19 protein-coding genes and 1 riboswitch are annotated in these 22,217 nt (G+C 43.4%); of the genes, 8 read left to right on the top strand and 11 right to left on the bottom strand.

The window, feature by feature from the left end; all coding sequences use genetic code 11:
* The first annotated feature begins 70 nt into the window (after positions 1–70).
* The 3 genes from IWB18_RS06225 to IWB18_RS06215 all read left to right on the top strand — a co-directional run bounded on the left by IWB18_RS06225 (position 71) and on the right by IWB18_RS06215 (position 5,112).
* On the top strand, positions 71–1,627 hold the full coding sequence (locus IWB18_RS06225) for a sodium:solute symporter family protein (RefSeq protein WP_195682752.1): 1,557 nt from the start codon (positions 71–73) through the stop codon (positions 1,625–1,627).
* Positions 1,628–1,774: 147 nt separating this feature from the next.
* Positions 1,775–2,458: an ABC transporter ATP-binding protein gene (locus IWB18_RS06220; RefSeq protein ID WP_195682751.1), complete on the top strand. Its 684-nt coding sequence runs from the start codon at positions 1,775–1,777 to the stop codon at positions 2,456–2,458.
* On the top strand, positions 2,455–5,112 hold the full coding sequence (locus tag IWB18_RS06215) for an ABC transporter permease (protein WP_195682750.1): 2,658 nt from the start codon (positions 2,455–2,457) through the stop codon (positions 5,110–5,112). Before IWB18_RS06220 ends, IWB18_RS06215 begins: the two co-directional genes overlap by 4 nt.
* A gap of 91 nt (positions 5,113–5,203) precedes the next feature.
* On the opposite strand, the gene IWB18_RS06210 is transcribed toward IWB18_RS06215, so the two are convergent.
* The 3 genes from IWB18_RS06210 to IWB18_RS06200 are packed head-to-tail and all read right to left on the bottom strand — an operon-like array spanning position 5,204 to position 8,061.
* Positions 5,204–5,689 (bottom strand): hypothetical protein, encoded by a 486-nt coding sequence (locus tag IWB18_RS06210; protein WP_195682749.1) that lies wholly within the window; start codon positions 5,687–5,689, stop codon positions 5,204–5,206.
* Positions 5,690–5,723: 34 nt separating this feature from the next.
* Positions 5,724–6,713 carry a flotillin-like protein FloA gene (floA, locus tag IWB18_RS06205; protein ID WP_195682748.1) on the bottom strand — a complete coding sequence of 330 codons (990 nt, stop codon included), beginning with the start codon at positions 6,711–6,713 and terminating at the stop codon, positions 5,724–5,726.
* Between the two features lie 4 nt (positions 6,714–6,717).
* Positions 6,718–8,061: an NfeD family protein gene (locus IWB18_RS06200; protein WP_195682747.1), complete on the bottom strand. Its 1,344-nt coding sequence runs from the start codon at positions 8,059–8,061 to the stop codon at positions 6,718–6,720.
* A gap of 253 nt (positions 8,062–8,314) precedes the next feature.
* Here IWB18_RS06200 and IWB18_RS06195 point away from each other — a divergent pair, with 253 nt between their 5' ends.
* Positions 8,315–8,869: an RNA polymerase sigma factor gene (locus tag IWB18_RS06195; protein WP_195682746.1), complete on the top strand. Its 555-nt coding sequence runs from the start codon at positions 8,315–8,317 to the stop codon at positions 8,867–8,869.
* 313 nt (positions 8,870–9,182) lie between these two features.
* On the opposite strand, the gene IWB18_RS06190 is transcribed toward IWB18_RS06195, so the two are convergent.
* The gene (locus IWB18_RS06190; RefSeq protein WP_195682745.1) at positions 9,183–9,662 is read right to left on the bottom strand and encodes an ECF transporter S component; all 480 of its coding nucleotides are present in this window, start codon (positions 9,660–9,662) and stop codon (positions 9,183–9,185) included.
* A 54-nt stretch (positions 9,663–9,716) separates the two neighbouring features.
* On the opposite strand from IWB18_RS06190, the gene pdxR reads away from it, so the two are divergent.
* Entirely contained in the window at positions 9,717–11,099 is a 1,383-nt protein-coding gene (gene pdxR / locus IWB18_RS06185; RefSeq protein WP_195682744.1) for a MocR-like pyridoxine biosynthesis transcription factor PdxR, read from the top strand.
* On the opposite strand, the gene IWB18_RS06180 is transcribed toward pdxR, so the two are convergent.
* Complete coding sequence (locus IWB18_RS06180; protein ID WP_195682743.1) at positions 11,096–11,749, bottom strand: HAD family hydrolase; 654 nt, start codon at positions 11,747–11,749, stop codon at positions 11,096–11,098. The two genes, pdxR and IWB18_RS06180, sit on opposite strands and share 4 nt — an antisense overlap.
* 141 nt (positions 11,750–11,890) lie before the next feature.
* Here IWB18_RS06180 and IWB18_RS06175 point away from each other — a divergent pair, with 141 nt between their 5' ends.
* Both IWB18_RS06175 and ileS read left to right on the top strand, forming a co-directional pair.
* Positions 11,891–12,466 (top strand): flavodoxin family protein, encoded by a 576-nt coding sequence (locus IWB18_RS06175; RefSeq protein ID WP_195682742.1) that lies wholly within the window; start codon positions 11,891–11,893, stop codon positions 12,464–12,466.
* A gap of 326 nt (positions 12,467–12,792) precedes the next feature.
* On the top strand, positions 12,793–15,891 hold the full coding sequence (gene ileS / locus IWB18_RS06170; RefSeq protein WP_195682741.1) for an isoleucine--tRNA ligase: 3,099 nt from the start codon (positions 12,793–12,795) through the stop codon (positions 15,889–15,891).
* 38 nt (positions 15,892–15,929) lie between these two features.
* On the opposite strand, the gene IWB18_RS06165 is transcribed toward ileS, so the two are convergent.
* The 5 genes from IWB18_RS06165 to ribD are packed head-to-tail and all read right to left on the bottom strand — an operon-like array spanning position 15,930 to position 20,014.
* The gene (locus IWB18_RS06165) at positions 15,930–16,580 is read right to left on the bottom strand and encodes an HAD family hydrolase (protein ID WP_195682740.1); all 651 of its coding nucleotides are present in this window, start codon (positions 16,578–16,580) and stop codon (positions 15,930–15,932) included.
* A 5-nt stretch (positions 16,581–16,585) separates the two neighbouring features.
* Entirely contained in the window at positions 16,586–17,047 is a 462-nt protein-coding gene (ribH, locus tag IWB18_RS06160) for a 6,7-dimethyl-8-ribityllumazine synthase (RefSeq protein WP_195682739.1), read from the bottom strand.
* Positions 17,048–17,064: 17 nt separating this feature from the next.
* The gene (locus IWB18_RS06155; RefSeq protein ID WP_195682738.1) at positions 17,065–18,255 is read right to left on the bottom strand and encodes a bifunctional 3,4-dihydroxy-2-butanone-4-phosphate synthase/GTP cyclohydrolase II; all 1,191 of its coding nucleotides are present in this window, start codon (positions 18,253–18,255) and stop codon (positions 17,065–17,067) included.
* Between the two features lie 35 nt (positions 18,256–18,290).
* Entirely contained in the window at positions 18,291–18,926 is a 636-nt protein-coding gene (locus tag IWB18_RS06150) for a riboflavin synthase (protein WP_195682737.1), read from the bottom strand.
* Positions 18,911–20,014, bottom strand: coding sequence for a bifunctional diaminohydroxyphosphoribosylaminopyrimidine deaminase/5-amino-6-(5-phosphoribosylamino)uracil reductase RibD (gene ribD, locus IWB18_RS06145; protein WP_195682736.1), 1,104 nt, complete (start codon positions 20,012–20,014; stop codon positions 18,911–18,913). Before ribD ends, IWB18_RS06150 begins: the two co-directional genes overlap by 16 nt.
* A 100-nt stretch (positions 20,015–20,114) precedes the next feature.
* A riboswitch (FMN riboswitch) is annotated at positions 20,115–20,229 on the bottom strand.
* A gap of 149 nt (positions 20,230–20,378) precedes the next feature.
* On the opposite strand from ribD, the gene IWB18_RS06140 reads away from it, so the two are divergent.
* Positions 20,379–21,851 (top strand): phosphohexomutase domain-containing protein, encoded by a 1,473-nt coding sequence (locus IWB18_RS06140; protein WP_195682735.1) that lies wholly within the window; start codon positions 20,379–20,381, stop codon positions 21,849–21,851.
* Positions 21,852–21,924: 73 nt separating this feature from the next.
* Here the strand turns inward: IWB18_RS06140 and IWB18_RS06135 are convergent, their stop codons facing one another.
* Entirely contained in the window at positions 21,925–22,155 is a 231-nt protein-coding gene (locus tag IWB18_RS06135) for a PspC domain-containing protein (RefSeq protein WP_195682734.1), read from the bottom strand.
* Positions 22,156–22,217 lie beyond the last annotated feature (62 nt).

The raw sequence follows: 22,217 nt of genomic DNA, 5'->3' as shown, positions 1-22,217 counted from the left end.
TTATTGATGTTGATATTTAATGTTGTATTCGGCATCATAAAATACTCCAAGGCTGAAAGGGAAAAATAGAATGAAACTAAATTTGTCGGTTTTTTTAATTACCAGTTTGTTTTTTATCGGAGCTATTGCATGTACAACGTATTTTGGTAAGAGAAGAACCAAGAATGCTTTGGATTTGACAGTTGGCGGAAGAAATATAGGTGGCTTGTTTATTGCACTATCTTATGGAGCTTCACTTGTCAGCACATCGGCAATTGTAGGGTTTGGCGGTGTTGCCGGTTTGTATGGATATAGCCTGTACTGGGGAATACTCGGAAACATGCTCATAGGTACATTTATAGCATTTTATGTTTACGGCAGGAGAGTGCGGGTCATAGGAGAACGCTTTGGTGCAGAGAGTTTTCCGCAGCTGATGGGCAAAAGATTTGAAAGCAAATTTCTTCAAAAGTCGATTGGTGTCATAATATACGTATTTTTGCCGGCCTACACAAGCATAATTTTGATTGGCGGAGCAAATTTTGTAGCCGGTGCTACCGGGATAGATTACAAACTCGCACTTATTATAATTTCTGTTTTAGTTCTGCTATACGTATCGTATGGTGGATTGATCGGTGTTATTTACACTGATGCATTATTGGCAAGCATCATGTTTCTTTCGAGTGTGATATTGTTGGGAACGATACTATGGAAAGTCGGGGGTATTACAACCGCTCACAATGTATTGGACAGTATCACACATTTGATACCAAATAATCTTGTCCAAGCAGGTCATAATGGTTGGGTTTGGATGCCGGATCTTGGATCGACCATATGGTGGACGGTGATGAGTACGCTGGTACTTGGCATCAGTGTGGGAACGTTGGCTCAACCTCACTTGCAAGTCAAGTTTATGGCTGTAAAAAGCGAAAAAAATATTTATATAGGTATCGTAGCAGCAGCGATTTTCATTTGGTTTTTGACTGGTGGTTATGTATTGGTGGGAATCTTCAGCAATGTATATTTTTACAATAAAACTGGTCAAATTTCATTATTCGCAGCTGAAGGAAATGTCGACATGATAATTCCAATGACCATTTCATCATTGATGCCTGAGTGGTTTGTGTATTTATTCATGTTCGGTTTGCTGGCAGCGGCACTGTCATCTTCAGCATCCTTGCTTCACCTTCAAGGAGTGGCTTTTGCCAGAGATATTTTTGATAATTTCAATACCGAGAAAAATACAAAAAGAATGATGCAGCTGGGAATAGTGATAGGATTGAGCTTTGGACTTTTACTTGCTTTTGTATTGCCGGCCGGCATTATCGCAAGGGCTACGGTGTTTTGGTTTGGGATCTGTGCCATTTGTTGGCTTCCCTCTTATACAGGGTGTCTTTTTTGGAAAGGATCTTCAAAAGCTGGAGCTATAGCAAGTGTGTATGGAGGATTGGTTTTCGCCCTTTTTTGGTATGGATTTGTTAAAGCCAGTGAAGCTGTGCCACTGGGCATATGTATGGCTTTGACGGGAAAACCCGTATTGTTTGGTCATCCCTGGTCCAGTATGGATCCCATGGTGATCGGTGTCCCGTTATCTGCACTCATATTTATCGTTGTATCCATATTTACCAAGAAGCCTGATAACAACTTATAAATCAATTTATCGAATATCAAAAGCCAACGGCATCCGTTGGCTTTAATTCTTATGCTTTCGTAATAATTTATTAAGATTTTTTTAATCACCCGTTAATGTGGTCGATCTACAATGAAATGAAGACAAAAAACACAGGAGGTTTCATATATGGAGATTGTAAAAGTGGAAAACCTCACCAAGACTTATGGTGAAGGCGAAAATATGGTAAAAGCGCTGGATGACGTTTCCTTTGCCATCAAGAAGGGTGACTTTGTGGCGATCACCGGTCCTTCGGGTTCAGGAAAATCCACCTTGTTGCATATTTTAGGGGGTGTCGATCGACCTACTTCCGGCAAGGTATTCATGGATGGCAGCGATGTCTATGGGCAGGACGAAGAGATGCTGGCCGTTTTTCGACGTAGGCAGGTAGGTTTGATCTACCAATTTTATAACTTGATTCCCGTCCTCAACGTGGTGGAAAACATGACCCTTCCCGTATTGATGGACGGAAAAGAGGTGGAGAAGGAAAGATTGTCCGACTTGTTGGAAACGCTGAATCTCCACGGGCGGGAAAACCATTTGCCCAATCAGCTCTCAGGGGGACAACAACAACGGGTGTCGATCGGAAGAGCACTGATGAACGAGCCGGTGGTGCTGCTGGCGGACGAACCCACCGGCAACTTGGATTCCAAGAATAGCCAGGACATTATCGAACTTCTAAAGGAGTCCAACCGCAAGTATGACCAGACGCTGCTTATCATTACCCATGATGATGCCATCGCCCGTCAAGCCAACAGGATACTGACCATAGAAGATGGGAAGATCACTCGAGATGAGGTGATAAGTTCATGAAGATCCTGAACAAAGTGACCTGGAAGAACTTGCAGAAGAATCGGACCAGAACTCTTGTCACCATTGTTGGCATAATTCTATCCGTATCCCTCTTTACAGCGATCACTACATCTGTCTTTAGCCTCCAGTCATATTTGATCGAAGTGGTAAAGGAACAAGAAGGAGATTTTTACGGTGGTGCACTGAACATTACAGCAGCAGACATCCAGACTCTGAGGGATGAAGAAGAGATAGAGGCAGTCTCCACCCTGGAGCATATAGGTTATGCCCTGTTGGAGGGTATCCAAAATGAAGACAAGCCCTATTTGTTTGTGGGTGCCATGGATGAAGAATTTTCTTTAATGATGCCGGTTCATTTAGTGGATGGGATCCTTCCGGAGGATAGCAGTCAGATACTCCTGCCGGAGCACCTTTCCAGCAACGGCGGTGTCACCATGTCTCTTGGAGACGAGATCACCCTGGATGTAGGAAAGCGGGTGCATGACGGAATTATCATGACCCAATCCCAATCCTTCCTGAAAGGTGCAGAAGCGCTGGAAGGAGAAGAGACGAAGACGTACACCGTCGTAGGATTTTATGAACGACCCTCCTTTGAAGGATTCACGGCTCCCGGTTATACGGCACTCACCGTGGCTGACGGCACGGGAAACGGCAGCTTCGACGTATACTTGAGAGTAAAGCCCATGGAAGGGATCTACACCTTTCTTGATGAAACCGGATTTGAAGAAACGGTGGTAAACAGCAATTTGCTCCGCTTTAGCGGCAATTCTAACGAGAACACCCTCAACGATGTACTCTACAGCATGGTGGCCGTGCTTTCTGCCATCATTATGTTTGGTTCCATATCTCTGATCTACAACGCCTTTTCCATATCCATCAGCGAGCGGACAAAGCAATTTGGACTTTTAAAATCCATTGGAGCAACAAAAAAACAGGTTATGGGCAGCGTAATCTTTGAAGCCTTTATTCTGAGTGCCGTGGGGATCCCGCTGGGGATCCTGTTGGGGATCACCGGGATCGGACTGACGTTCACATTTGCCAAGGACATCTTCAAAGCCCTGTGGAATTCTGGGACGAATGCACAGCTTATACTGCGGATATCACCCACGGCCCTGCTTTTGGCTGCTGCTTTGGGGCTGGTGACAGTTCTGATCTCTGCGGCCATCCCCGCAAGAAAAGCAGCCAAGATTTCCGCCATGGATGCCATTAGGCAGACAAATGACATTAAAATCAAGGCGGGAAAGGTAAAGACAAGTCGGATCACCTACAAGCTATTTGGATTCAACGGTATGTTGGCGGCCAAAAACTTTAAACGGAACAAACGAAAATACAGAGCTACCGTCATATCATTGTTCATGAGTGTGGTGCTTTTCATATCCGCCTCCAGCTTCACCAGCTACTTGCAGAAAAGCACAAGTCAGCTTTTCGGGGAAGCCACTTACGACATATCCTACACTCTAACGCCAGAACAGCAAATTGATGCTGGGCACCTGAGAGAATTATTGACTTCCGTGGAAGGGATTCGGGATTCCTCATATGAATACAGTGAAATGGGAGCAGGGATCTTGGTGCCAAAGGATTTGGTTGAAGAGAATTATCAAAAGTTGGCAGGGACCAACTGGATGCAGGAGATAGTCGGAATGACGGAAGGAGAGATGCTGCTTGACATGCATCTGATCTTTCTGGATGATGACAGCTTTATGAGGCTGCTGGAGAACAACCGGTTGGATGCAGGGGAGTATATGGGGCGGGATGAGCCCAAGGCCCTTGTCTACACCAAGGGAAAGATCTTTGACCCGGAAGATTCCAAGTATTATACTTATGACGCTCTGGAAGAGGGATATTTCACGGCGAAAGGGGTGGAGATCATGGATGTGGAAGGTGCTTATTTTACAGGAGAGGCCAGAGGAGACCAGCTGGTCTACCGAGACTTGAACGAAGTGGAAGTACTCCTTCCCAAGAAGGATGGGATCACCACCCGGGAGTTGGAGTTGGGATATATCATTCCAGAACTTCCAATGATGGCAACCAATTTAATGGGAACAGACATCAAGGTGATCTACCCTTTTAGTGCGAGTAAGGAGATCTTGGGTGAAAAGGAAGATATCCCTATCAATTTGTACTTCCATGTTGATGACCACAAGGCCGCTTATGAAGAGATGACCCGTTTGCTCAAGGAAGAGAAGTTATCCTACAGCCGGCTTATCGACCATGGAGCATTTCAGGAGCAGGATCGTGCCATGATCAGTGTGATAAATATCTTTTCCTATGGGTTCATAATCCTCATTTCGCTCATTGCCGCCGCCAATGTATTCAACACCATATCCACCAACATTCATCTGCGGCGAAGGGAGTTTGCAATGTTGAAGACAGTGGGAATGACACAAAAGGGTTTCTGGAATATGATGACCTATGAGAGCACCCTCTACGGCCTTAAAGGCATTATCTACGGCATCCCGGTGGCGGTAGGGATTACTTATCTTATATATATCTCCATCAGCAACGGTATGGAATTTCCTTTCTACATGCCCGTTAAGCCTGTGGTCATCGCCATCGGCAGTGTGTTCTTGGTTGTATTTGCAAGCAGCATCTATGCCATGGACAAGATCCGTAAAGACAACCCCATGGATGCATTAAAAAGCGAAAATATATAATGGAATGCAGGAAATATAAAAAAGTACACCCAACTATTAGATTTTACGTCTAACATGAGGGGTGTACTTTTAAATTTGTTGACTTTAATTTCTATCGTTTGATCGGCGAATGAGGCTGCTTTGCTCTGGGCGGACCCAGAATTTCAGCCATAACAATGCTTTGTCTCAAGTCTTTTTTGCTCAATCGCTTATTTATGGGGAATCCTTTGGGGGATTTCCTTTCCACTTGCAAGGGAGCTGTTTGACGATCGATGACTCTCTCAATTTTTTCGGATCGCTGTATTGAGCGCGTATATTCCTGTTTCATGTTTACTTGGGAGTTTCTTTCAAAACTATCCGTTGGATCATTGATCCGCTGCATTGTCTCTGCCTGCTCGCTTTTACTGACAGTACTTTCGGGGAATAGAGTCCCCTTGTCCAGCTGTTCGATCTGCTTGATCAGTTCGCGACCGTAATCCATCAAAGTTTTATTCTGCTGGGGAGGTGATTCCCCCTTTTTTTGTTTTGATATTCTTCCTAAAATGCTCGAACCTATCATTATAAGAACGGCTAAGAGTGGTGCTAGAATGTCTTCCATTTAATCACGCCTTTCAACCTCTGTGACTTAGGTATCATTCCTTTGTAGAATCCTCTTCAGAGATCCTGCCGATGGAATCACGCATTTGAGTATCTGCTCCAATATTGCGGTAGTTCATATAGTCCATCACGCCCATTTTGCCCGAACGCAATGCTTCTGCCAGTGCTAGAGGTACAGTTGCTTCTGCTTCCACAACTTTTGCACGCATTTCCTGAACGCGGGCGATCATTTCCTGCTCTTCCGCCACGGCCATTGCACGGCGCTCTTCCGCTTTCGCCTGGGCGATGCTCTTGTCCGCCTGGGCTTGATCTGTCTGGAGGATGGCTCCGATGTTTTTACCGATATCCACATCGGCAATGTCTATTGATAGAATTTCAAAAGCGGTTCCAGCGTCCAATCCGCGATTTAATACGTTTTTGGATATGGAATCGGGATTTTCAAGTACTTGCTTGTGGGAAGTGGCACTACCGATGGTACTGACAACTCCTTCACCGACACGGGCGATGACAGTTTCTTCACCGGCGCCACCTACAAGTCGTTCAATGTTGGCACGTACGGTGATCCTTGCTTTTGCCTTTACTTCGATCCCGTCCATGGCAATACCCGCAATAAAAGGTGTTTCTATTACTTTTGGGTTAACGCTCATTTGAACGGCTTGAAGCACGTCACGACCGGCAAGGTCGATTGCTGCTGCCCTCTCAAAACCCAATTCAATATTGGCTCTTTGCGCAGCAATTAGAGCATTGACTACTCTGTCAACGTTTCCGCCAGCCAAATAGTGGGACTCCAACTGGTTGGCATCCGCACTCACTCCAGCTTTATACGCCTTTATAAGCGGGTTGATAACCTTGCTTGGTACAACTCGACGTAAACGCATACCGACAAGGGTAAAGATACTAACCTTTACTCCAGCTGCCAAAGCACTTATCCATAAAGCCACCGGAATAAATGAAAACAAAATTGCAAGACCAATAATAATGATACCAATGATTATAATTGGTATGAAATCAGCGAAACCTAACATATAATTATGCCTCCTCGTTTGTAATTTCTCTTACGACCACTCGACCACCGCTTACCTGGACTATTTCAACGGCTTGACCGCCACTTATAAAAGTTCCTTCAGACACGATGTCTATCCTGCTGCCGTTAAACAGACCAGTACCGGCCGGCCTTAAGGGCGTAAGTGTTTTTCCTTTTAAACCCACCAGATCTTTTCGTTCTTCAACAGGCACATAGCCACGTTCGGCTGTCAGCTGATCCGATAAAATGATGTGGCGAAGAATTCCCTCCTGCAAGCCGATTTTTCTGTAAAGAATAACGGCTACGGCGATAGTGATGATCAGGGCTGTCAAGATGCTCAGACCCATCGTAAAGATATTGTTCGTTGCAAGAAACAACGAACCAATGATGCTTAAAACTCCCAGTCCCCCCAGGATACCCCCCGGCACAAAGAACTCGGCAATGACCAGACCGATTCCAATAAGAAGCAGAACGAAGACTTCCAATCCCGCAAGACCTGCAACGGCATGACCGTAGAAAAACAGGATCAATGAAAGTATGCTTACAATGCCCGCCACGCCAAAGCCTGCAGAGTATAGCTCTAAAACCAGTCCAAGTCCCGCAAGAGTAAGCAGTATGGAAACCACCAGGGAGTTGGTCAAAAATCTGGCAACGCTTTCAGCAAATGAAATCTTTGCTTCGACGATCTCTGCCTCATCAAGCCCAAGAATGGCCAACAGTTCGGTACGGTGGTTCACTGTTCCTTCGGAATAGCCCACTTCCATGGCTTTAGTGGGACCAAGGGTCAAAAATTCGCCTTCCGGTGCATTGTATTCCGGCAAATCGATGCTGGCGTCTGCCATTGCTTCCGCATAAATGCGGTCACGTCCTCCGGCTTCTGCAGCGCTTCCCATGGCTTCCCGCCAATAGGATTGGGCCTTTGCATCTGCTGCGTTACCATCAGTTGTGATGATTCCGCTGGCGCCCATGGTGGCCTGAGGGTTCATGTAAATATTGTCAGCAAACAACGCAATGTATGAACCGGCAGAAAGGGCTCGGGAACGGATGTACGCAGTTGTAGGAATGGTTATCTCCTGCATGATCTGACCGATATTGTCAGCGGCTTCCACAGCACCGCCGGGAGTATTGATCTCAAAGATGATATGATCTGCATTTGCCTCGGCCGCTTCTTTGGTCGTCCGTCTTAAAAATGCCTCAAGTCCCCTTTCAACTTCGTTTTCAATGGGAATGACGTATACGAGCTTCCCGGAACCTTCGGCCTGGACTTTGGGAGCAAATCCAGTTTGAATTGAAGCGAGCATCACAAAAGCAATTGCAAAGGATGTTGCACAAGTAAAGATTTTTTTCATCGATATATCACCACCCTTCGTTAAAATGCAAACAAAAATGTCTATCTTCTTAAGTATACCCCAACCAATAGGCACTTACAACAAAGCTGATCGATTGAATGAAGGAAACGGAAAAATTTTACTTCTTAAACATCAAATAGACAAAATATATTTACAACGCTAAAATAAAATGGGTTTCATGGGTATGTTTTTTCTATTTTATACGTAGGAACTACGGTGCCAAAAACCAAAATGACAGAATCGGAGGCCAAATATGAATGAAATGATCCAAGAAATCAAAGAAGACGAAGGTTGGAATCAGGAAAAGTTGAATGCTCTATTTAAAAAGGTGGAGCCAATGGTAAAAAACATGTACAAAAGATACGGGTATTCGGAAGATTCGTTTGAGGATGCATCTCAAAATTCCTTTGAGATACTGATGAAATCGATTAACGATTACGATGAAGCCAGGCATATGTCTTTTCTTATGTACTACAGAAACCTGTTGTTTTATCATTACATGCAAAGGGTCAAGAAAAAAAAGAAGGACGGGGACGCACTGACATTTCCAACTTACGACGTTTTTGTCAATATCAAGGAAGATAATGTTGTGGCTCATGATTCCCAGCTGATAAGGGAAGAAGAGAAAAAGGCCCTCAAAGAAGCAATAAAGGGTTTGTCGGAGAAGCAAATGTGGGTCATTATACATCACTTCTATCAGGGAAAGAAAATCAAAGAAATTGCCGAAGAACACGGAATGCACACCCAAAGCGTGGTCAAATTGAAGAAAAGGGCACTGGACAAACTAAGAGAAAAGCTGCCCAGTTGATAAATAAGTCAAAAGAAATAAGCTGCACCGGACAGAAGAAGGTGATGTGTGGAAAGGTTGGAGGAATAGATAGAAAACACCATTTTTCAAGTTTGGAAAGCAGCTTTTTTATAGGTTTTACATGAATTTTTGCTCATAAGTTACCGTTAAATGACTATGAGAAAAATGAAAAATTGGCCTCAAGATTTGCGGACTATCCGTAAAGAGCATTGGAATTCACCAAGCAGTTGATTTATATATTTTTGAACACAAAAATAGACAAACACGGCTATGTAAAAAACCATGCTTGTCTATTTGACAGTCAAACCTTTGGTCAGATCAAACCTGCAAACATCTTTCTGAATTTAACGAAGAATACATATCCTATGGCGGATCCGACTGCTCCCTGCAATAGGTTGAAAGGGATGCTGGCCAGAGGAGACAGGAAGTTCGAGTAGATGATGACTTCTGAAACATAATATCCACCCACCATAATGAGACAGCCTGCTACCACCGCTTTTAAAGGGTGGTTTTTTTTGAACAGGTAACCGGATACCAGTCCCATTGTTCCCTTGACTAAAAATGTAGGGATCATGTAGACGAAGTAGCCCAGGTAATAATCGCCCAAGGCGGAACCAATGGCACCTGCGATGAATCCCAACTGGGGACCCAGTAGAGCGGATGCAATGTAGATGGCACCATCACCAAGGTTGATGAATCCCAACGGCATGGGAATGGCTATGACTACGGTGGCTATAAAGACGATTGTGATCATTAAGGATGTATAGATCAATTTTTTCAATGTAATATTCAAATAGTTCAACTCCCTTGCATTTGTTTTTCTTTATGATACAATACAATTGACCATATGAAAATGTACAAAAACAAATATACACATAAGGACAGATGGAAAATGATAGATAAATTCATTTTAATGAACAAAGAGGGAAAACACCTTTATATTCAGTTATACAAGTACTTCAAAGACTGCATATTGAGCGGAGAAATCAAAAAAGGTGAAAAGTTGCCCTCCATTCGGATGCTGGCGAAAGAGTTGAACATAAGCAAGATAACCGTAGAAGGCGCATACAGCCAGCTGGTGGCGGAAGGATATATAGAAAATATCCCCAGAAGGGGATACTTTGCCATAGGACTGTCCGAGTACGTGTTCGATAGAAAAACTGCGGCTCAAAAGATCGGAGAGGAAACATTTACATACATAAATACTGGAGTCGACAAGGACAGTTTCGATCTGTCCCTGTGGAGAAAAACCTACAACAGCGTTATCAGGGACAATTCACAGGCTCTTTTCGACGGTGGAGACCTTAAGGGAGAATTGATATTAAGAGAAGAGATATCCGATTTCATTGGAAAAAGCAGGGGCGTGGTATGTGATCCAAACAGAATAGTGATCGGATCTGGAAGCCAATATCTTTTGGGGATGATAGCAACACTCATAAAGGATGAAAACTCATCGGTTATCTTTGAAGATCCTGGTTTTGAGCAGGCCAGGTATACTTTTGAAGACTACGGCTTTGGCATAAAAGCCGTTAAAGTGGACGGAGAAGGCATCAAAACGGATCTTTTGGAGAAAACCAATGCGAGAGTGGCGTATTTGAGTCCCTCTCACCAGTATCCCATGGGTACTGTAATGCCCATAAAAAGAAGGCTTGAAGTACTGGCTTGGGCCAGAAAAGTCGACGGGCTGATAATAGAGGACGACTACGACAGCATCTTCAGGTATGAAAATGAGCCGATACCTTCCCTTCAAGGCCTTGATGAAGGTCGCCATGTAGTATATATGGGATCCTTCTCAAAGCTTTTGACTCCGGCCATGAGGATCAGTTACATGGTTTTGCCTGACGGCCTGCTTTCTAAATATGAAAAGAACAAGCACAGATTCACTCAGACCGCTTCCAAAATCGAGCAGTTGACTCTGGGCAGATTCATGAAAGAAGGTCATTTTGAGAGACACCTTAGAAAAGCAAACAAAATCTATTACAAAAAGAACAATCTGCTGATAGACAGACTCAAAAGCAGGTACGGGGACAAAATAGAAATTTTGGGAGAGAACTCGGGGCTACACCTGATAATAAAATTTAAAGACCAAAAGGAAGAGTCTAAACTTCACAGTATCTTTGACAAGAACAACATCCTGTTTGAAAAAATAAAGATACCCGAATCAGAAGATAGCTACATCCTTTTGACCTACAGTGGTCTGTCCTCCGCTCAAATTGAGGATATTTTTTAGACAGCTTCGGCGGCATCAAGAAAATTCAAGAAATAATGATCTGCCAGAGATTTGATTTCATCTTCAAATCTTAAGTGGGCAGGGTCATGTATGGCTGCAACTGACATGCCGGCATTTTTGGCGGCCATTACTCCTTCAAGGGTATCTTCAAATACCAGGCACTCACTTGGCAGGACCTTCAGGTCTTCGGCCACCTTGAGGAAAACATCCGGGTTTGGCTTGCCCCGGCCTACTTCGCAGGAAGTCCTGATGGTTTTAAAGTATCTTGTCAGGTTCTTTGATTGAAGAAAACCCTGGGCTATGGTTTTGTTGTTGCTTGTTCCTACGCCCATCATGTAGCCCATTGAGTGCATCTTTTGTACGAACAAAAGAGCACCTTCCTTAAGGCTTACATCGTCGATAAATACGTCTTTGCATAGAGCCACCCATTCATCATGCATGGTCTCAAGGCTGTCCGGGATATCAAACTTGTTTTTGATGTATGCCACCGCATCGCTGAAACTTAGTCCGTTCATTTCTTCCTGGAGATTGTCGCTGCTGTATATTCCCTTGCCTTCAAGATAGATTTCATCAAGGTTCTTCCAGACCCAGATGGAATCTGCCAAAGTGCCGTCAAGATCGAAGATAATGCTTTTTTTATTTTTTAACATTCTTTTCTCCTTTTGGAATTATCATTGTTGGTGCTATATCTTATTTTAAAACAACTTCCGGGGCAAAACAACAGAGTAAATTTATGTAAACGTTATATTTCGTGATATAATATTCTTATATTAAAGGTGGGAGGGATTTTGATGAAAATAACCGTGCTTATCGGCAGTCACAGACGGAAAAAAAACACACAAGACCTTGTGGATGCTTTTCTGGAAAACCTGAAAGAAGGAAATGAGATCGAATACGTAAATCTTTTGGATAAAAAAGTTGAAATTTGTCTGGCCTGTGATTACTGCAGACAGCATTATGACGAATGTATAATAAAAGACGACAGGGAAGCTATAATGAACTCTTTCAAGGAAAGCGATCTGATAGTCATAGCAACGCCTCTATACTTTAACAGTGTCACCAGCAGGATGAAAATATTTATAGACAGGACCCAGGTTTTATACAACGGATGGTATCACTTCAAAGACCCCATATTCAAGGAGAAAAAGAACGTCGTTATCCTGGCAAACGGTGGTTCTCCCACCTATCCAAACCAATTCCAGGGCGTAGATGTGGAGTGTCAACATTTCCTGGGCAATATCAATGCCAATGTGATCGAGGACCTTAGATACAACAATACGGATAGAAATCCCATTAAAGAAAATGAAAAGGCCCAGAGAGAACTGCGGGAAGCTGCAATCAGAGTAAAAGAGCTGTTGAGCAAATAATTTCGCAATAAGACCTTGACATATCTTTGAGATTTTGTATAAAATATGGTGTACAAATCTATATACAAAGGCTGTGAAGAGACCAGTAGACATTTCGCAAAACTTCTCCAGAGAAGCGGTTCCAGGCTGAAAGACCGCCAAGTTTAGAATTGTTGAATATCAACTCTGAGCCAGATCCAAAGGATCCGGTAAACCCGTTAAAATATGAGGCATCTATTTTAGATGTGAAGTAAGATGGTACCACGAAGTCAAACACTTTCGTTCTTATATGAACGAAGGTGTTTTTTATTTATCACCAGATAAAAATTGAATTCAGGAGGAAAATCATGGCACGGTTCAACGAATTATCCAATCTGCCCGTATCGGAAAGAGAAAAGAAGATATCTGACAGATGGGAAGAAATTGAAATATTAAAGAAAAGTATCGATATCAGGGAAGGAAACGAGAACTTCGTATTTTACGAAGGACCACCAACTGCAAACGGAAAACCCGGCATACACCACGTAATAAGCAGGACCTTGAAGGACTCTGTCTGCAAGTATAAAGCCATGTCCGGATATAGGGTTTTAAGAAAAGCCGGATGGGACACCCACGGACTGCCTGTGGAAATCGAAGTAGAGAAAGCGCTTAATCTCTCCAGCAAACCGGAGATAGAGAATTACGGACTGGACAAGTTCAACAAAAAATGCAAGGAATCTGTATTTACATACGAAGCCCAGTGGAGAGAGATGACAAAAAGAATGGGTTATTTTGTCGACATGGAAGATCCTTACATTACTTTGGACAACGACTATATTGAGACTGTATGGTGGCTTTTAAAGCAGTTTTTTGATGGCGGAATGATTTATGAAGGCCACAAGATACTGCCTTATTGTCCAAGATGCGGAACTGGTCTGGCTTCTCACGAAGTTGCACAGGGATACCAAGAGATAAAGACTACTACGGTAATTGTTCCGATGAAGTTAAAAGACAAGGACGAGTATTTCCTTGTTTGGACGACCACTCCTTGGACACTTGCTTCAAACGTTGCCCTTGCCGTAAACCCGAAAGCTGTGTACGTAAAGGCATCTTATGAAGGTAAAACCTATATATTGGCCAAGGAGCTTTTGGGCAAGGTCATGGGTGAAGGGTTTGAGATCCTGGAAGAAATGGACGGAACCAAGCTTGAACACATGGAGTATGAGCAGCTTATGCCGTTTTTGAAAACGGAACAGAAGGCATTTTTCGTTACATGTGCCGATTATGTAACGACTGATGACGGTACAGGTATCGTTCATATAGCTCCCGCCTTTGGAGAGGACGACTATCAGGTAGGAAGAAAGTACTCGCTGCCGGTGTTCAATCCTGTGGACGAAGAGGGCAAGTACACTGAAACGCCTTGGAAGGGCATGTTCGTAATGGATGCTGATCCAGAGATAATCAAATGGCTCAAAGAAGAAGACAAGCTGTTCAAAAAAGAAAAAATCGCACACAACTATCCACACTGCTGGAGATGTAAGACACCGCTGGTTTACTATGCAAAGCCAAGCTGGTATATAGAGATGACAAAAATCAAGGACGAGTTGATCGCAAACAACGATTCTGTAGATTGGTTTCCAGATTATGTAGGGGAAAAGAGATTTGGAAACTGGTTGGAAAACTTGAATGACTGGGCTATTTCCAGAAGCCGTTACTGGGGAACGCCGCTTAATATTTGGAGATGCGATTGCGGTCATCTTGAATCTATAGGCAGCAGACAAGAATTAAAGGATAAAGCAATCGAAGATATTTCGGTGGATATAGAACTTCACAGACCATACGTTGATGACGTACATATAACTTGCCCCAAATGTCAAAGCACCATGAGCAGGGTAAGCGATGTAATAGACTGCTGGTTTGACTCGGGCTCAATGCCATTTGCACAATATCACTATCCATTTGAAAACAAGGAACTTTTCGAAGAGCAATTCCCAGCTGACTTTATCTGCGAAGGCATCGATCAGACCAGAGGATGGTTTTATTCATTGATCGCCATTTCTACATTTATAATGAAGAAATCCGCATATAAGAGGGTATTGGTCAATGATCTGATCTTGGATGCAGAAGGAAGAAAAATGTCCAAGACAAGAGGAAATACAGTTGATCCCTTTGAGCTATTCGACAAATATGGGGCAGATGCTCTCAGATGGTATCTATTGTACGTATCACCAGCCTGGACACCTACCAAGTTTGACATAGAGGGACTAAAAGAAGTTCAGAGCAAATTTTTCAACACACTCAAGAATGTTTATGCGTTCTTTGCGATGTATGCAAACACCGACTCTATCGATCCAAACGAGTTTTTCGTAGAGTACGCGCAAAGACCTGAAATAGACAGATGGGTCTTGTCAAAATACAACAACCTGATCAAAGAAGTGCAGGAAGAGATGGAAATATTCGACCTGACAAGGGCAGTGCGAAAGATCCAGGAATTCGTAAATGAAGACTTGTCAAACTGGTACATCAGAAGAAACAGAAGAAGATTCTGGGCAAAGGAAATGACGGAAGACAAAAAAGCCGTGTTCAATACCACATATGAAGTGTTGACAGGCATTTCAAAAATGATAGCGCCTTTTGCTCCTTATATTTCCGAAGAACTTTATACCACCCTGACAGGGAAAGAATCCGTACATCTGGCTGATTTCCCCAAATGCGATGAAAGCCTTCTGGATGCCGGTGTGGAAGAGAGAATGGACAGGGTAAGGACTCTGGTTAGTCTTGGAAGAGCTGCCCGGGAAGAAGCCCAGATAAAAGTAAGACAGCCCCTGCAAAAGATTTTAGTAGACGGAAAATACAAAGATTCAATAGGATATCTTGTACCGTTGATCAAGGAAGAATTAAACATCAAGGATGTAAGCTTTGAGGAAAGCCTGAACGAATTTTTGGATTTCAGCTTGAAGCCGGATTTCAAAGTGGCAGGACCGATATTTGGACCGAAGGTAAAACTTTTAGCCAAGGCCCTGGCTCAGTCCGACGCTGAAAAAGTGGTTACGGCTATAAAAGAAAATGGATCCACCACTATAGACATGGATGGGGAAGCAACGGAAGTGAAGGAAGAGTACCTGGATGTAAGGATCAGCGCAAAAGAGGGATTCAACGTACAGATGGAAAACAATGTATTTGTCATTCTTGACACTGCCCTTACTGACGAACTGACCTTTGAAGGATACGCAAGAGAAATCGTATCAAAAGTACAGCAGTTGAGAAAGCAAAACGGTCTTGACGTATTGGACAGGATCGTATTGCACATAAATGCCGATGAAGAAGTGTCAAAAGGTATAAGCAAGTTTGAAGATTTCATAAAATCAGAAACCCTGGCAGATGAAATCCTGCTTGGCAAAGAAGAACTGGAAACACAAAACATCAACGGACACGATACGGGGATAAAAGTAATAAAAGCAATATAAATAAACAAGGAGGCCGTCCAAAAGGGTGGCCTCCTTTGCTATATAATATCCAATAGCTCAATTATCTCATTAATTCTAAAATCGGAAAGTGACAATTCCTCTTTTGAGCCGTATCCGTAGGTGCATCCTACGGCTTTTATGTCGTTAAGAAACCCTGCTTCAACGTCGTGGATCCTGTCACCAACTACTAAAAGCTCCTTTTGATAACTGTCTTTTATAGATTTGATTATTTGATACTTTGGTTTGAAATCCCAGGATTCGGTGGCGATAAATTCTTTGAAATATCTATCCAATCCGTATATTTCTTTTACGGCTTCCATGTAAGAGTTGCGGCAATTGCTTAAAAAGACCAGGGTAATACCCATTGAGACCAGTGTTTTCAGCACTTGTTCAGTACCTTCATACAGACTGCCGTTGCCGGCAATCAACTGGGAGTGCATTTCATCCCGGATGATGAGGCTTGCCCGATTTTTTATGTCGGGATCCAAATCTGGCATAAAGCTATTCCACATGTCTCCGGCAGTGTAGCCGAGCCATCTTGAGATTTCTCCATCGTTCCAGCTTCGTTCTTGGGCAACGCCTTGATCCACTAAAAAATCATAAGCTTTACAAAAGGCCGGTTTATAGATTTTTAAGGTCTCGTGCAAAGTACCGTCAAAATCCATGAAGATGGTTTTTACATCCGGCATCATGTTTATATTTCTTTTAAAAGATTGACCATCTCAATCGCAGTGACCGCCGCTTCGTACCCTTTGTTTCCCGCTTTGGTGCCTGCGCGTTCAATGGCCTGTTCGATGGAATCTGTAGTCAGTACTCCAAAAACTACGGGGATATCGCTTTCAAGAGAAACGCTGGCAACTCCCTTTGACACTTCGTTTGCGACGAAATCAAAATGAGGGGTGGATCCTCTTATCACCGCTCCAAGGGTGATCACCGCATCGTATCTTCCGGATTTGGCCATCTTTTTTGCAGCCAGAGGGATCTCATAAGCACCGGGAACCCAAGCTACGTGGATGTTTTCTTCTTCTGCACCGTGTCTTACAAGTCCGTCAATAGCTCCGGACAGTAGCTTTGAACCGATAAATTCATTGAATCTACCGACCACGATACCGTAATTGCTTTTCTCTGATATTAATTTTCCTTCAAAAACCTTCATCTTCAATTCCTCCTAATTTAAAATATGTGTCCCATTTTTTCTTCTTTTACTTTAAGGTACTTCTCGTTGTTGGTGTTGCACTCAATTACAATTGGAACCCTTTCCACCACATTTATCCCATAGCAGCTTACATTGGCTATTTTTTCCGGATTGTTGGTCATCAGTTTGATGTTTTTTACACCCAGGTCTTTTAAAATCTGCACCCCTGTATGATAATCCCTTAAGTCTGGTGCAAAGCCAAGAGCCACGTTGGCTTCAACCGTATCGAGCCCTTCGTCCTGCAAGGCGTAGGCCTTAAGCTTGTTGAGAAGTCCAATGCCCCTGCCTTCCTGGCGAAGATAAACCAAAACTCCAGTTCCTTCTTTTTCAATCATTCTGGCCGCCGCATCGAATTGATCCTTGCAGTCGCATCTTAGAGAACCGAAAACCTCTCCTGTAAGACACTCGGAATGTACTCTTGTCAACACGGGATCTGTATTGGCTATGTCACCTTTGACCAGAGCTATGTGTTCTTCACCTGTGATTTTATGTCTGTATCCGATCACCGTAAATTCTCCGTTACGGGTGGGCATTTTGGCTTCGGTCACTCGTTCAACCAGGGAGTCATTGATCTTTCGGTAGGCAATCAAATCGGCGATGGTGACGATTTTTAAATCGTGCTTTTTGATGTAGTGCTCCAAATCGGGGATTCTTGCCATTGTTCCGTCGTCGTTCATGATTTCGCAGATAACTCCTGCAGGATAAAGACCTGCAAGTCTTGGCAAATCGATGGCCGCTTCAGTGTGGCCCATCCTAACCAATACTCCGCCGTCCTGTGCAGCGAGTGGTAGCACGTGTCCGGGTTTTGTAAAATCTTGGGGCTTTGTATCGGCAGCAAGAAGTTTTTGTATGGTAAATGCCCGCTCTCCGGCAGAAATACCTGTAGTAGTGCCTATGGCATCAACAGTTTCGGTGAATGCGGTTTCCTTAGGGTCGGAAACGTTGTGGATCATTTGAGTTATTCCCAAATCTTTTAATCTCTGTTTTTCCATTGGGGTGCAAATCAAACCCCGTCCGTGGGTCGCCATAAAGTTTATGGCTTCAGGCGTGACCTTCTCTGCAGCCATTAAAAGATCGCCTTCGTTTTCTCTGTCCTCATCGTCTACAACGACGATCATTTTTCCTGCCCTTATATCTTCCAAAGCTTCTTCAATAGTATTGAATTTCATAATTTTCCTCCTTGAAATTTTCTTTATATTTAAATTTAAAATCCGTTTTCGATCAGATAATTCAGATCTAAAACATTCTCTTTTTTAAAACCCATCAGTCTTTCCACATATTTTCCCAGTTGGTCGCATTCGATGTTTACCAAGTCCCCCAGCCGCTTGTTCAATAAAATGGTATCTTCTCCCGTCAAGGGTATGATGGAAACTTCAAACCATTCGCCGCCCAGGGAAGCCACGGTAAGACTCACTCCGTCCAAGGCCACGCTGCCCTTGTTGATTATGTATTTCAGCAGGTTTTCTTCGGCTTGGATCTTTATCCGTACAGCGTTATCCTCACGGATCTTTGATATTATCCTGCCGGTGCCGTCAATGTGGCCTGAAACGATATGTCCGCCAAAGCGTCCGCCCATCAACATGGCTCTTTCAAGATTCACCTTCCCGGTCCCTTGGACATCTTTAAGGCTGCTTCTTCTAAGAGTCTCGGGCATGACGTCTACATAAAAACAAGTTTTGTCAAAAGATGTGACAGTCAGGCAGATGCCGTTTACAGCGATGCTGTCACCTTTTTTTACGTCTTCTAAAACCTTTTCGGCACGGATCTTCATCCTTGCGGAACTGGTGCCTCGTTTGATTTCAATTATTTCACCGATTTCTTCGATCAATCCTGTAAACATTTTTTAACCTCCCCGATGATCAGAAAATCTTCATCAAATATTTCTGTTCTTATATTTTCCAGCTGTATGGCATCGTTCATCAAATCGATCCCCCTGCCTTCGACAGGCGTTGGCGCAGAAGCACCTCCGACTATTTTTGGTGCAATGAAGCTCATGACCCGATCGACTATTCCGGACTTAAGTGCGCTGAAGTTAAGCGTCCCTCCGCCTTCCAAAAGAATTCCGTCGATATTTTCCTTGCCCAGAAGGAACATCAGGTCCTTAAGGTCGATTTTTCCATCCATAGCTTTGACAAATATTACCTTGGCGCCTTTTGATTCGATGGCTCTGACTTTATCTGTATCGGTTTCTTTAAGAGTGGCCACGATCGTCAGATTTGCTTGTTCATCGTTCAGGACCTTGGAATGAAGGGGGATCCTGAGATTGGAGTCCACGATTATTCTTCGGGGTTGCCTTGCGTTTTTTTCCAATCTGCAGGTCAGTGAAGGGTCGTCGGTCAAAACTGTGCCGACGCCGACCATGATACCCAAATATTTATTGCGCAATTCGTGCACGAAGCGCCTTGATTTTTCATTGGTTATCCATTTTGAATCTCCCGTATGGCATGCAATTTTTCCGTCTAAGGTCATGGCGGTCTTCATGACGCAAAAGGGAGTTGACGTGGTAATGAATTTGACAAAAACTTCGTTGAGCCTTAAGGCTTCTTCTTTCATCAGGCCCGTATGGACCAAAACGCCGTTTTCCTTTAAAATTTTCAGACCGTTTCCTGCAACCAACGGATTTGGATCCTCCATGGCCACGTACACTTCCCTTATCCCGTTTTCCATAATGGCATTGACGCACGGTGGCGTTTTTCCGTAGTGTGAGCACGGTTCTAAAGTGACGTACATGCTTGAGCCGGCCAAAGATCCATTTGCACTTGCAATAGCGTTGATCTCCGCATGATTGCCGCCAAAAACTTGATGATAGCCTTCGCCTATTATTTTATCGTCCTTGACGATTACAGCTCCGACCAAAGGGTTGGGGTTGACTTTGCCCACGCCCAAAGCTGCTATTTCAAGGGCCCTTTTCATAAAATCCCTGTTCATGGTCTCCTCCTTAAAAAAATAAAAAAGCTTCGAAGAAATTAACTTCGAAGCTAAATATTCGCAAGAGGCGTAGTGCAATAACGCATTTTTGACCTTCTATACAAACCTTCTCTCATCCAGACTATACTGTCGGTTCTGGAATTGCACCAGATCAGCCGTTAGGCTCGCGGACTTTTACCGCCGGTAGGGAATCACACCCTGCCCCGAAGATTGATATTCAATTGATTAAATACTAACATCATGTTAAATTGCTGTCAAGAGAAAAAAATAACTTGCCCGTGAAAAAATGAAACCGTATTCACGTTTGAATAATACTGCAAACGTTATATAATACAATTATAAACCAATCGAGAGGAATGATACCATGAGTCTTGCGAAACTTCAAAATGGTTCGGATGTACGAGGAGTTGCATTGGAAGGAATAGTCGGCGAGGAAGTAAATCTTACTCCGGAAATAGCAAAAAAAATCAGCGGAGCATTTTATATCTGGCTGAAAAAGAAAACTGGAAAGAACAAACTTAAAGTAGCCGTGGGGATGGACAGCAGATTGTCCGGTCCGGCAATTTTAAAAGGTGTGACTGAAGGGATATATCTTCTTGGTGGAAAAGTATATGATTGCAAAATGGCTTCGACCCCTGCAATGTTCATGGCTACAAAAGACGATGTGGTCGATGGAGACGGCGGGATAATGATCACTGCCAGTCACCTGCCTTTTAACAGAAACGGGCTAAAGTTCTTTACTAAAGAAGGCGGAGCCGATAAAAAAGATATAACGGAAATTTTAGAATTGGCGGAAAATTTGACTTTTGACGACAAAGAGACCGGCGAGATAGTGGAATTCGACTTTATCAGCAGATATGCGCAGGGTCTTGTAGATTTGATCAGAGAAAAAACCGGTATGCAAAAACCATTCCAGGGAAACAAGATCGTTCTTGATGCTGGAAATGGCGCGGGAGGATTTTTTGCGGAGAAAGTGCTTCAACCATTGGGAGCAGATACGCAAGGAAGTGTATTTCTGGAGCCCGACGGGAATTTTCCAAATCATGAACCCAACCCTGAAAATCAAAAGGCCATGGATGCTATTCAAAATGCGGTCATCACAAGTGGCGCGGATCTTGGAATAATATTTGATACGGATGTGGACCGTGCGGCAGTGGTTGACGGTTCGGGAAGATCCATCAACAGAAATGCCCTGGTGGCATTGATGTCTGCCATAGTTTTGGAAGATGATCCGGGAACCACCATCGTAACGGATTCCATAACTTCAAAAGGGCTAACAGACTTTATTGAAAGCCTGGGAGGCAAGCACCACAGATTCCAGAGAGGATACAAAAATGTCATCAATGAATCCATAAGGTTGAACAATGAAGGAACAGACAGCCATTTGGCCATGGAAACCAGCGGACACTGCGCTTTCAAGGAAAACTACTTCCTTGACGACGGAGCGTATCTGGTGACAAAAGTTCTGATAAAATTCGCCAAGCTCAAGGAACAGGGAAAAACCTTGGTAGACTTGATATCCGACCTTAAAGAACCTTTGGAAGATTTGGAGTTCAGATTGAAAATCAAGGAGGAAGATTTCAAGGCCTACGGCAATTCGGTTTTGGATGAATTCAGATCCTATGTAGAGACAGTTGAAGGATGGACCTTGGTGGAGCCCAATTATGAGGGAGTAAGGGTAAATTGTTCTAAAGAAGAAGGTTGGGTTTTGATCAGACTTTCTCTTCACGATCCTGTTATGGCTGTAAATGTTGAATCTGACATTGAAGGCGGATGCAATGTGATAAAAGCAAAAATGGAAGAATTTTTGAAAAGATTTTCAAAACTGACAATGTAAATCGAGTAGTATGTATCTGACAAAAGTCAGACATATAGAGAGCCGGATCACATGATCCGGCTCTTATGTTTTATTATTGTTCATCATCCAGTGGTTTTACCTTGTAGTCGGTAAAATCAAGTGTGCTTTTATCCGGTAGGATCAAGGCCATGATTATGTAGAGAAACAAGCCTATGCCTCCCCAGAAAAAAGAAACCGCCCAGACGATCCTTACCAGGGAAGGATCTATGTCAAAATACTCGGCCACGCCCTGACATACTCCTGATATCATTCCGTCGGCCTTGTTTTTGTATAACTTTTTCATATTTTACATCCCCTTTTAATATTTGTTTCAATTGTATCCTCAAACCATTAGATACCCATTAT

Source organism: Alkalibacter mobilis, from assembly GCF_015594845.1.
In the GTDB taxonomy this organism is placed as follows: Bacteria; Bacillota; Clostridia; order Eubacteriales; family Alkalibacteraceae; genus Alkalibacter; species Alkalibacter mobilis.
The sequence above is the reverse complement of the archived record's forward strand: the minus strand, read 5'-3'. Positions and strand labels throughout refer to the sequence as shown.

What these genes read in the sequence shown, in the direction of transcription:
- floA (WP_195682748.1), bottom strand. Translation starts at nt 6,713, where the DNA reads ATGTTAGGTTTCGCTGATTTCATACCAATTATAATCATTGGTATCATT.
- IWB18_RS06225 (WP_195682752.1), top strand. Translation starts at nt 71, where the DNA reads ATGAAACTAAATTTGTCGGTTTTTTTAATTACCAGTTTGTTTTTTATC.
- ileS (WP_195682741.1), top strand. Translation starts at nt 12,793, where the DNA reads ATGGCACGGTTCAACGAATTATCCAATCTGCCCGTATCGGAAAGAGAA.
- IWB18_RS06220 (WP_195682751.1), top strand. Translation starts at nt 1,775, where the DNA reads ATGGAGATTGTAAAAGTGGAAAACCTCACCAAGACTTATGGTGAAGGC.
- IWB18_RS06150 (WP_195682737.1), bottom strand. Translation starts at nt 18,926, where the DNA reads ATGTTTACAGGATTGATCGAAGAAATCGGTGAAATAATTGAAATCAAA.
- pdxR (WP_195682744.1), top strand. Translation starts at nt 9,717, where the DNA reads ATGAAAATGTACAAAAACAAATATACACATAAGGACAGATGGAAAATG.
- IWB18_RS06135 (WP_195682734.1), bottom strand. Translation starts at nt 22,155, where the DNA reads ATGAAAAAGTTATACAAAAACAAGGCCGACGGAATGATATCAGGAGTA.
- IWB18_RS06215 (WP_195682750.1), top strand. Translation starts at nt 2,455, where the DNA reads ATGAAGATCCTGAACAAAGTGACCTGGAAGAACTTGCAGAAGAATCGG.
- IWB18_RS06165 (WP_195682740.1), bottom strand. Translation starts at nt 16,580, where the DNA reads ATGCCGGATGTAAAAACCATCTTCATGGATTTTGACGGTACTTTGCAC.
- ribD (WP_195682736.1), bottom strand. Translation starts at nt 20,014, where the DNA reads ATGAACAGGGATTTTATGAAAAGGGCCCTTGAAATAGCAGCTTTGGGC.
- IWB18_RS06175 (WP_195682742.1), top strand. Translation starts at nt 11,891, where the DNA reads ATGAAAATAACCGTGCTTATCGGCAGTCACAGACGGAAAAAAAACACA.
- IWB18_RS06195 (WP_195682746.1), top strand. Translation starts at nt 8,315, where the DNA reads ATGAATGAAATGATCCAAGAAATCAAAGAAGACGAAGGTTGGAATCAG.
- IWB18_RS06210 (WP_195682749.1), bottom strand. Translation starts at nt 5,689, where the DNA reads ATGGAAGACATTCTAGCACCACTCTTAGCCGTTCTTATAATGATAGGT.
- ribH (WP_195682739.1), bottom strand. Translation starts at nt 17,047, where the DNA reads ATGAAGGTTTTTGAAGGAAAATTAATATCAGAGAAAAGCAATTACGGT.
- IWB18_RS06155 (WP_195682738.1), bottom strand. Translation starts at nt 18,255, where the DNA reads ATGAAATTCAATACTATTGAAGAAGCTTTGGAAGATATAAGGGCAGGA.
- IWB18_RS06200 (WP_195682747.1), bottom strand. Translation starts at nt 8,061, where the DNA reads ATGAAAAAAATCTTTACTTGTGCAACATCCTTTGCAATTGCTTTTGTG.
- IWB18_RS06140 (WP_195682735.1), top strand. Translation starts at nt 20,379, where the DNA reads ATGAGTCTTGCGAAACTTCAAAATGGTTCGGATGTACGAGGAGTTGCA.
- IWB18_RS06180 (WP_195682743.1), bottom strand. Translation starts at nt 11,749, where the DNA reads ATGTTAAAAAATAAAAAAAGCATTATCTTCGATCTTGACGGCACTTTG.